Origin of the sequence: Saccharopolyspora erythraea NRRL 2338, assembly GCF_000062885.1 — a bacterium.
In the GTDB taxonomy this organism is placed as follows: Bacteria; Actinomycetota; Actinomycetes; order Mycobacteriales; family Pseudonocardiaceae; genus Saccharopolyspora_D; species Saccharopolyspora_D erythraea.
This window is the reverse complement of record NC_009142.1, coordinates 6,195,181-6,205,441: the sequence shown is the minus strand read 5'-3', so window position 1 is coordinate 6,205,441 and position 10,261 is coordinate 6,195,181. Positions and strand designations below refer to the sequence as shown.

Sequence of the window (10,261 nt, the reverse complement as noted above, 5' to 3'; positions counted from 1 at the left end):
CTGCTGTTGGCGGTAGGAGAGGATCACTCGTGGCGAACGACATTCCCGAAGACGCCGGCGATGAGGCGCCGTCCGAGACCAACTGGTTCCTGCTCATCGACCCGTCGTGGCAGCCGGAGTCGGAGGACGACTCGCCACCGCCTGAGGTCGTGGTCGGTGGGTGGCCGGTGGACGAGGAGGGGGCTGCCGGGCCGTTCCGGGCCAACCCGGGTTATCGGCCCTCGGACGAGAACTCGCCGTCGGATCCGTTCGATGCGGTGCTGCGGCTGGCGGTGGAAGGCGGTGTCGACACGACGCACGTCCAACTGCTGCTGCGGGACTCCCTCTTCGACGTCGCGATGAACGGCGACGGGCGTCCGCTGATCGTGAACTCGCCCGACGATGTCGCGTGCGTCGTGGTGGCCAGCAGCGCCCCGCACCGCGCCAGGATCGACTCGCCGGCCTGGGACCGGGCCGATCTCGGCATGCTCGCGGAGCTCCTGGGTGACGATTACGACGTGCTGTTCAACCCGGGCGGGCCGGCCGCGGTCCGCCTGACCGGCGATTTCCTCCGCCGGACCCTTGCCATGGAGGAGGACGAGGTCGCGGAGCTGTACCAGCGGTTCCAGGCCGTGGACGGCATCGACGTCGTGCGGTGGGAAACCGACGCGGACGAGGAGGGCACATCACGCTCGGCGGATGGCGGCGCGTCGTAGGACGTGTGCGGTGAGGGCGAAAGCCGGGGCCGACCGGCTTTCGCCCTCACCAAGCCGCGCCGCCCGCTCAGGCGGCGAGTTGGCTCGGCTCGATCGACGACTTCAGCTTGCGCAGTGCGTGGTGCAGGCGCGATTTGACCGTTCCCACCGGAATGCCAAGGGCGTCGGCGGCGCTGGCGGCGGTGCGGTCGGCGAAGTACACCTCGTAGAGCACACTGCGGTGCTCGGGAATGAGCGTGTGCAGGGCGTTTGCCAGCGACATCGAGGTGACCACCTCGTCGGAGTGATCGCGCAGGATGCCGATGGGGACGCCGGCGGACTCCTCGACCTCGGTCGGCCGGGCACGGCGCGCGCGGATCTTGTCGATGGCGATGTTGCGGGCCACCTTCGTCAACCAGCCCCACGGCGAGCCGAGGTCGGGACGGTTCAGCGCGTCGGCGTGCCGCCAGGCGCGCAGCATCGTCTCCTGGACGATGTCCTCGGCGTGGTGCGGATCGGACATCATCCGGCCGACGTAAGCCCGCAGCGCGGCGGAATAGTCGCGGTAAAGCTGGTTGACCAACGCTTGCGGGTCGATGGCGGGGCTGCCTGGCGTGCCCGCGCTCGTGTGACGTTCCGTCTCGTCGGTGTCCACCTGGTGCGGGGCGACCGCACTCACCATGATGACCCCCTGGTCCGATCCCTCGTGCTGCCCGCGTGACCGAAGCACTCCCGATGTCCCCTGCTCGATCGCTTGCGGTGTGTGATGACCAGGTTTCCTCTTGTACTGAGAGGGGGAATCGGTGAAACCACGTACACCGCGAAGTAGGGAAATAAGGGCAACGTGAACCCTGGCGGCGGTGCGGGCCGTGATATTGACGTGACCCCCAGTACTCGCGGAGCCGGCATGCGAGCCGCTCGGACGCGACGGCGATGTCGTCCTCTCATCACCGTTCGCTGATGCCTGGCGCTTCCCTTGCCGTTGGTGCCGTCTCACGCGAGCCGGGCACGGCCGGGCCGCGGGCCGGTGCGCGACCCGCCAAGCGCGCGATGAGGTACCGGCACGGCGCTCGGAACGCCCGAGGTCGAGTCGCTGTTCGACGTGTTCCCGGATCAGCCGCAGGAGCGGTCCTGCTGGGGCACGGGCTCGCCGGGTTCGCCGGGACGCTCGTGCCGGGTGGCTTCGATGGCGATCTCGACCCTGGAGCGCACCCCGAGCTTGGCCAGGATGCGCGAGACGTGCGCCTCGACGGTGCGTTTGGACGAGAACAGCCGGGCGGCGATGTCGGCGTTGGAGTGCCCGTCGGAGACCAGCCACGCCACCTGGAGTTCAGCCGGGGTAAGGGCTTCCCATCCGGTCGCCGCGTTGGCGCGTCGCCCACGCAGGCGGCGCATGCCGTGGGGGCGCAGCCGGGCGTCGGCGCGCAGCAGGTCCCACGAGGCGCCCAGCTCGGCGTAGATCCGGGTCGCTTCGACGTATGCCGCCCGGGCGGCGCCGAGATCACGGCGCCGGGCGAACAGAACCGCGGCGTCCTCAAGCGCCTGGGCGTGCACGGGAGGCAGATCGAGTCCCCGGTAGGCTCCTTCGACCTTCACCGGGTCGGCCTCCAGCAACCCCCGGCAGTGCTGGGCCGCCGCGGTCATGCCGGGTGCCGTCCCCGCGGCGGCGTCGGCTTCGCACATCTCGGTGGCCTTCGCCGCTGTGCTGCCGTCGCCGGTCTCCAGCGCGAGCCGGACCAGTCGCGGCAGCCAGGTGTAGCGGTTTCCCATGTGCTCGGCGGATGCCGACGCCGCGCTCAGTGTCATGACGGCATCGCCGGGCCGTCCGTCCCTCTCGGACCGCATCGCGCTCGCCAGCACCGTGAAACGGGTGCCGTCAACCTTCTCGGAAGCATCGACGGGCTGTGCTTCGGGCGTGCCGCGGCGGTAGCGGTGTGCCGCGATGACGGCGGCCAGTCCGCGCAGCCGCGACTGCTGCAGCGTGCCGAGCCGGTCGTAAAGACCCATCGCGGCCTCCAGTTCGGCTACCGCGTCGTTCCACCGTCCGCTGTAGTAGTAGTGGGTGGCGGCCGCGATGCGAACCGCCGCGAGGCCCGGGGACGCGGGGCTGCGCTCGGTGCCGGCCAGCACCTCCCGCAAAGTCATTTCGGCGTCGACGGGTTTTCCCGCCGCGGAAAGCGCCATTATGCGGTCCGCCGAGACGCGCAGCCGCATGTCGGGGTCGCTGCCGAGCTCGGTCAGCGCCAGATCGAAGTCGGCGGCGGCGCCGGCCGGATCGCCGCGCCGGGCCGACAGAAGTCCGGTCGCGTGCATAGCCACGCCGAGCGCGATGCGGTCGCCGACTCGCCGCGCGGCGGCGAGCGCTTCGGACGCCTCGGTCTCGGCGGCATCGACCTGTCCGAGGGAAAGCGAAGTGGCGGCGAGCAATCCGCGCAGGCGGGCTGCCCAGCGGCTGTCCACATCCGGCGCTGCGATGGCCCTTTCGACCACGGTCCGTGCCTGCTCGTCCATGCGGCGCCCGCTCAACGACCGCGCGAGGTACCAGTTCGCCTCGGCGGTGGTGGCCGGATCCCGCGTGTCGGCCAGTATCCGCTCGGCCAGCTCCTGGGCGTCCTCCAGACGTCCGAGCATGAGCAGGACGCCGACCAGCGCCAGGCGCAGCGCGTCCCGGCGCGGGTTGGCGGAATTCACCGCCTCGGCGGCGGAGGTGAGGAGGTCGACCGCGACTTCGGGGGTGCGCTGTGCGAGCGGGCGTCCGTTGTGGACGAGCCAGTCGGTGACCCAGTCGTCGTCGAGGACGTCCGAGCCGGGAAGCGCGGCCAGCAGTTGTTCGGCGACGTGCTCGATGCGGGCGCCGGAGGTCGCCAGGGCTCGGGCGGCCTGGTAGTGCAGCGCAGGCCGCAGCGCGGCCGGGATACCGTCGAGCAGCGCGCGCCGGACCAAGCTGTGCCTGAACTCCAGCCGGGTGCCGGATTCGAGCAGGAAGCCGCAGGTCACGGCTTCTTCGACGATCGCGAGCAGTTCCAGCGCGGGACGCCCGGACACCGCGCTCAGGTCGCCTGCCGAGAACGCCGGCCCGAGCAGCGCTCCCACTCGCAGCGACTCCAGCGCGTCGCTGCTGAGAAAGCGCAGTCGCTCGGATACCGCCGCCGCCAACGACTCAGGCAGCATCGACGGCTCGGAGGTCAGTTCAGCGGTGTCCGGTGACCGGGTGAGGTGGCCGCCGCTGCTGAACACGTCGACCATCTCGCGGATGTACGCGGGGTTTCCCGCCGCGGCTTCCAGAGCCAGCCGCAGGCTCGGTCCAGTGGCATCGGCGTCGAGCAGGTCCGCGGCGAATTCGGCCGTAGCGGGCGCGTCGAGCGGCTTCAGCGCGATGACCGAGGCATGCTCGGCGGCCTTGCCGTGGCGGAGCTTCGCGATCTCCGCCCGGCGCGGGGCCGGACTACCGGCGGCGACCAGCAGCAGCGGCAGGTCTCGGGTCATCCGCGCCAGTTGGTGCCAGACCAGGAGGCTGGCTTCGTCGGCCCACTGGATGTCATCGAGCACCACAATCGCCGGTGCGGTCGTGCAGATGCCGTGGACCAGGGTCAGCAGACGTTCGGTGGCGCTCGCGACCGGATCGGCGTGCGGCGCGGACAGCAGTTCACGGATGGCCCGGCGCTTCGGGTCAGGCGAGTCCGAGGTGACGCGAAGGCACTCCAGCACGGCGCGAAGAGGCCAGCGCCGCGCGAGCTCATCGGCGCAGGCCCGGAACACCTGACAGCCGAGTCGCTCGGCCTCGGACAGCCCCGCGTCCAGCAGCGACGACTTCCCGATGCCCGGCTCGCCGTCGATCCACACGGCTCCGCCGTGGTGGTGGGCGACCTGCCGGACGGCGTCCTTCAGCCGCCGCACCTCGTCGTCCCGGCCGACCAGGACAGTGCCGCCAACGAAGACCTCCACGACCCGCTCCTCGCTCTGACATGCCGGCATAACCGGTGCATGCGGGGCGAGAGCCCACCCGTATTGGCGATCGCTTCGCTCCGCCGAGCTGCGCAACCGGCTCCTCGGCGACGCCGCCGAGCCACGGCCTCGGCATTCGCCTCGCCGTGCTTGCGCCTTGCTCCGCCAGATTCTGCCGCGGGCCAGGTGGAGTCAAGCGGCCCCCGGGACCGGGCCGCGCTTTCTGCCTCAAAGGGCAGAACTGCTGGTCGATCGGGAAACGGGAACGTCTTCTTCGGTGGTCTCCTCGGTGGTCGCTCGCACGGCGCCGGCGGGTTGGTCGTCCTGTGATCCCGCTGCCCACGCGGAGCGCCATTTCCTCCTGCGTCCACGTGTGACGAGAGCGGCTGCCAAAGCGCCCAGCGAGGCGGCCGAAACCGTCAGGGCGGTGACGGCCAGGGCGATGAAGACCGGCGTGTCGTCGGCGGCCGGGACCGGTGGGACCCGCACGTCTGGGGCCGGCGCGGGCGTCGGTCGGTCGCCGGACTCCTCTGGGAGCACGGTCGCCAGCGCGGCGCGGGGGTCGACGACGCCGAACCCGAGCGCGGGGTCCGGGAGCACGGCCGGCGGGTGGTCGGCGGTGGCCTCCAGCCGGTGCCGGACCTGAGCGGCGCTCAGGTCCGGGTGGTAGCTACGCACCAGAGCTGCCGCACCGGCCACGAAAGCGACCCCGATCCCGCCGCCGGAGGCCGTGATGTGACCAGCACCGGCGGGGGCGATGCTCACGACGTTGGAGCTCGGCGCCACCAGCGCCGGGGCCTGGGCCGGCGCGTTCGATCCGCCCCTGTTCGCGGGCGAGCCCGACTCGTCGATTCCCGACACCGGCAGCACGGAAGGGAAGGCAGCCGGGTAGGAGGTCTGGCCGTCCTGCACGTTCATGTCGGATGCCGCGATGACGAGCGCGTCACGCCCGGCCGCGTAGTCCACCGCGGCCCTCAGATCCGCCGCCGGGCTGGGTGTGCCCATCGACACCGCGATCACCTTGGCACCGCCGTCGACCGCGGCCCGGATTCCCGCGGCCAGCCTGCCCGGGTCGACCTCGTTGGGGTTCTGGGCCACCCGGATCGGCAGGATGCGGGCCCTCGGCGCGATACCGGCGAAGCCCACACCGGTCGTCTGACCGGCCGCGATCAGGCCCGCCATGAACGTGCCGCGGCCCGCGCAGTCGTTGTTCGCCGGGCCGGAGCCCAGCACGTCCTGCCCCGGCAGTACTCGGCCCGCCAGCGCGGGCGCCGCCGCGCTCACCCCGGTGTCGACGACCCCCACCAGCGTCGAGCCGCCCTGGTTGAGCGCCCAGGCGGACCGCGGTGCCAGCCGTTGTTGCGGCCACGGGATTTCCCGGACGACGTTGTCGGCCGGCGCGGCGCACTGGCCGGGCTGCGCGGAGACCGGTGACGGCGCGGCGACGAGCCCTCCGAGCACCAGCAGCGCGCCCGCGACCAAGGTCGGCCGTCTCATCGTGCGCTCCCCACGGCCGTCCCGGCCGGTTCCAGCCAGGCGGTCTGCAGCAATGTCGCGCTGCGCCGCGTGACCATGTACGCGCGTCCCGGCGGAAGGGTCCGGGGACGCATCCCGTTGAGCAGCGGCATCTCCGTCGGCGGGCAGGACAGTGCGAGGTCCGGTGTGTTGGACTCCTGCATCCGCCGCACCACTGAGTCCATCGACAGCCGGCTGGACCCGGCCGCGCTGCGGGCCAGGACGACGTGCAGGCCGATGTCGGCGGCCTGCGGCAGCAGGTCGAGAAGGCTGTCGAGGGGACCGCCCATCGCGCCGGCCAGGAGGTCGTAGTCGTCGACGAGGATGAAAATCTCTGGTCCCGACCACCAGTCCCGGCGCTGGAGCTGCTGCGGCGAGATGTCCGGTCCGGGCAGCCGTTCCCGCAGCTCGGCCGCGATCGGGCTGATCAGTTCGCCCGCGGCGGAGCCGGAGAACGCGAAACCGCGGCGGTACTCGTCCGGTACCGCCTCCAGCAGCATCCGGCGGGAGTCGACCAGGATCATCTGCGCTTCCGCCGGCGCGTAGTTCTTCGTCACCGCGTCGGCGATGAGCCGCAGCACCGCGGTCTTGCCGCTGGAGGTGTCACCGAGCACCGTCAGGTGCGGCTGGCGCGAGAAGTCGTGCCAGACCGGTTGCAGGTCCGACTCGCCCAGGCCCAGCGGCACACGCAACCGGCCTTCCGGCGCGGGCAGCTCCGCGGCCGGGAGCACGGCGGGCAGCATCCGCACCGGGGGCGCCTCCGGTCCGTTCCAGCTGTCGGCGACCGACTCGGCGAGCGCGCGGGCCGCCTGGGCCAGGTCGTCGGTGCGCTGCCTGCCGTCGATGCGCGGCACCGCTCCCAGGAAGTGCAGCTTCTCCGGCGTGAGACCGCGCCCCGGCTGCTTGGGCACACCCGCGGCGGCGCGCATGTCGATCACCGAGTCGATCGAGTCGCCCAGGCGCAGCTCCAGCCGGGTGCCGAGCTGGTCGCGCAGCGCACTGTGGATGTCCGACCAGCGCGAGGTCGTCAACACCACGTGGATGCCGTAGGTCAGGCCCCGCGCGGCGATCTGGCGGATGGGCTCGTCATGCTCCTCGAAGTCGGCGCGCACCGTCGCCCAGCCGTCGACGACCAGGAACACGTCGCCGAACGGGTCCTCGGTGATCCGGCCGTCGCGGCGCATGGCGCGGTACTCGCTCATGCTTTCCACGCCGTACTTGTTGAACAACCGTTCGCGGGTCGTCAGCACGCCTTGCACCTCGGCCACTGTGCGGCTGACGCGCTCGCCGTCCATCCGGCCCGCCACTCCGCCGACGTGCGGCAGCTCGTTGAGCGTCTGCAGGGTGCCGCCGCCGAAATCGAGGCAGTAGATCTGCACTTCCGCCGGGGTGTGGGTGAGCGCGAGTCCGGCGATCAGCGCCCGCAGGAGCGTGCTCTTGCCCGACTGGGTACCGCCCGCGATGCCCACGTGCCCGCCGACCCCGGACAGGTCGGCCATGTACAGGTCCCGCGCCTGCTCGAAGGGCTTGTCCACGACGCCCACGGGCACCGTCAGCTTGCCGCGCCCGGGCCAGGAGGCCGCGGTCATCCCCAGCACGGGGTCGGGGGCCAGCGGCGGCAGCAACTGGTCCATCGTCGGCGGCTCGTCCAGCGGCGGCAGCCAGACCTGGTGCGCGGGAGGCCCCTGACCACGAAGCCGGCTGACCGCGACCTGCAGCAGCGTCTCACTCGGCTGTTCGGTATCGGCGGCCGCCACCGCGACCGGTTCCGGCTGCTTCTGCTCCTGCCGGTCGGGCAGGCGGGCGGCGCCGAACGGCACCACCTGCCGCCGCACCTCTTCCCTGCGCTGTTCGACCGTGCGCCGCTTGAACGGCGCGGACACGTAGGCCGCCTTGAACCGGACCAGCGTGGCGACGTCGGATCGCAGGTAGCCGTTGCCCGGCGCGCTGGGCAGCTGGTAGGCGTCGGGGACACCGATCACCGAGCGGCTCTCCATCGCCGAGAACGTGCGCAGACCGATCCGGTACGACAGGTGGCTCTCCAGCTTGTGCATCCGGCTGTCGTCGATGCGCTGACTTGCCAGCAGCAGGTGCACGCCGAGCGAACGGCCCAGCCGGCCGATCATGACGAACAACTCGGAGAAGTCCGGGTGCGAGGCGAGCAGCTCGCTGAACTCGTCTACGACCAGGAACAGGCTGGGCATCGGGTCCAGCGGCACGCCGGAGGCCCTGGCCTTCTCGTACTCCAGCAGCGAGCTGTAGTTGCCCGCGCTGCGCAGCAGCTCCTGCCGCCGCACCATCTCGCCCTGCAGGGCGTCCTGCATACGCGTGACCAGCGGTGCCTCGTCCGCCAGGTTGGTGATCACCGCGGAGGTGTGCGGCAGCTCGTCCAGCCCGAGGAACGTCGCCCCACCCTTGAAGTCCACCAGGACGAAGTTCAGGATCTCCGACGAATGCGTGGTCGCCAGCGCGACCACCAGCGTCCGCAGCAGCTCGCTCTTGCCGGAGCCGGTCGCACCGATCAGCAGTCCGTGCGGCCCCATGCCGCCCTGCGCGGACTCCTTGATGTCCAGCTCGATCTTCGTGCCGTTCTCGGCGATGCCGATCGGCACCCGAAGCCGGTCGGGTCCGTTGGTGCGCGGCCACACCTTGGCCGGGTCCAACTGGTCCATCTCACCGACACCGAGCAGCGTGCCCAGGTCGAAGTCGGTGACCATGGGCTCGACGACGTCGGTGGTCGCGCCGAGGCGGAAGGCGGAGATGTTGCGCGCCAGGGCCTCGGCCTTGCGCACGCTGAGCCCGTCGGGTTTGGCCAGCTTCGTGCTGACCTCGGCACCGCTGCGGTCGTTGCGGACCATGTCCAGCTTGTCCGGGGCGACGTCCAGCCGCAGCGTGGTCCGGTTCGCCGGAGTGGGCCAGCGCTCGACGAGGTTCACCACGAGCGCGTTGCGGAATCCGGTGCCCATCATCCGGGACTCGGTGGGCAGGGCCACGTCGTCGACGACCACCACGACGTAGGGCTCGTCACGGTTCGGGGCCGCACCGGCCTCGAACCGGCCGCGCTCGCCCAGCTCACTGGCGAGCAGCGCTTCCAGCCCATCGGCCGAGTCGGTCATGAGCCGCACATTGCCCGCGCCGTCCTGCTCGCTGCCGTGCTGCGAGTGCGGCAGCCACTTCACCCAGTCCCAGATCGCGGCCTTGTCGGGACTCGCGCAGACCGCCACCTTGAGGTCGTCGGGGGAGTGGAAGGTCACCAGCTGGGCCAGCATCGCGCGCACCAGCTGCCGCGCGGCTTCGGCGTCGCCCCGGAGCTGTACCTGCGCGAACCCGCGCAGGAACACCGCGGTCGGCAGGTCGTCGACCGTGCCGTACGCGCGGATGAACCGGCGCAGGGCCCTGGCCGAGAGCGGTTCGAGGTCCTCCACCGGCTTGCTCTGCGGCGGTGTGATGGTCATGGCCAGCTTCTGCGGGATCAGCCCGACGCGGATCTCGGCGAAGTCGGCGTGGGAGACGCGGCGCTCCCACAACCGGCCGCTCATCGCCACCGACCACAGCCCGGCCGGGTCGGGGTGCCGCCAGACCTGGGCGGTGCGCTGCTCGGAAGCGGCGTCGCGAACCTCTTTGCGGACCTGCCCGAGGTAGCGCAGGTAGTCGCGCCGCTCGCCGTGCATCCGCCGCTTGCGTTCGCCCGCGGACCGGCCCATCTGCCCGAACCCCATGGCCAGCATGCCGACAGACATCAGGGCGACCGCGACCAGCGCCATGCCCCCGCCGCGGTTGCCCATGAACATCAGCATCATGGCGCCGGAGCCGATCGCCATCGGCAGGTACATGAGCAGGCCGCCGATGCCTCCGCCGGCCTGCTCGGACAGCGTGGGCGGTTCCTGCAGCGAGATCTCCCCGCTGGGCATCTCGGGCGGCCTCTGCCGTGCTGGCCGGCGGAACAGCGTCACGCTCACGGCGATCGGTCCTTTCTCAGTCCTGACCCCGCACCTCGACCGGGTCGTCGCGGGAGCCGCTGAGGGCTCGGGGGCAGGTCGACGTTCTTCGGCTCCGTTGGTTGAGACACGGATATGGAGGTCCCCGCGGATCTGCCCGTTGTTACCCAAGTTCGGGCCAGGCCGCCG

At 71.4% G+C, this 10,261-nt stretch carries 5 protein-coding genes; 1 reads left to right on the top strand and 4 read right to left on the bottom strand.

Features of this window, described 5'->3' with window-relative positions; all coding sequences use genetic code 11:
- Nucleotides 1-29: 29 nt before the first annotated feature.
- The gene (locus SACE_RS26480) at nucleotides 30-695 is read left to right on the top strand and encodes a type VII secretion system-associated protein (protein WP_009949998.1); all 666 of its coding nucleotides are present in this window, start codon (nucleotides 30-32) and stop codon (nucleotides 693-695) included.
- A 67-nt stretch (nucleotides 696-762) separates the two neighbouring features.
- Here SACE_RS26480 and SACE_RS26475 read toward each other — a convergent pair whose 3' ends face one another.
- From SACE_RS26475 to SACE_RS26460, 4 genes are all read right to left on the bottom strand, one after another.
- The gene (locus SACE_RS26475) at nucleotides 763-1,356 is read right to left on the bottom strand and encodes a sigma-70 family RNA polymerase sigma factor (protein WP_009950000.1); all 594 of its coding nucleotides are present in this window, start codon (nucleotides 1,354-1,356) and stop codon (nucleotides 763-765) included.
- A gap of 431 nt (nucleotides 1,357-1,787) precedes the next feature.
- Nucleotides 1,788-4,619 (bottom strand): helix-turn-helix transcriptional regulator, encoded by a 2,832-nt coding sequence (locus SACE_RS26470; protein WP_009950002.1) that lies wholly within the window; start codon nucleotides 4,617-4,619, stop codon nucleotides 1,788-1,790.
- A 228-nt stretch (nucleotides 4,620-4,847) separates the two neighbouring features.
- Nucleotides 4,848-6,116 (bottom strand): type VII secretion-associated serine protease mycosin, encoded by a 1,269-nt coding sequence (gene mycP / locus SACE_RS26465; RefSeq protein ID WP_011874743.1) that lies wholly within the window; start codon nucleotides 6,114-6,116, stop codon nucleotides 4,848-4,850.
- Nucleotides 6,113-10,093, bottom strand: a complete 3,981-nt coding sequence (locus tag SACE_RS26460) for a type VII secretion protein EccC (protein WP_009950006.1) — start codon at nucleotides 10,091-10,093, stop codon at nucleotides 6,113-6,115. Before SACE_RS26460 ends, mycP begins: the two co-directional genes overlap by 4 nt.
- Between the last annotated feature and the right edge of the window lie 168 nt (nucleotides 10,094-10,261).

What these genes read in the sequence shown, in the direction of transcription:
- SACE_RS26475 (WP_009950000.1), bottom strand. Translation starts at nt 1,356, where the DNA reads ATGGTGAGTGCGGTCGCCCCGCACCAGGTGGACACCGACGAGACGGAA.
- mycP (WP_011874743.1), bottom strand. Translation starts at nt 6,116, where the DNA reads ATGAGACGGCCGACCTTGGTCGCGGGCGCGCTGCTGGTGCTCGGAGGG.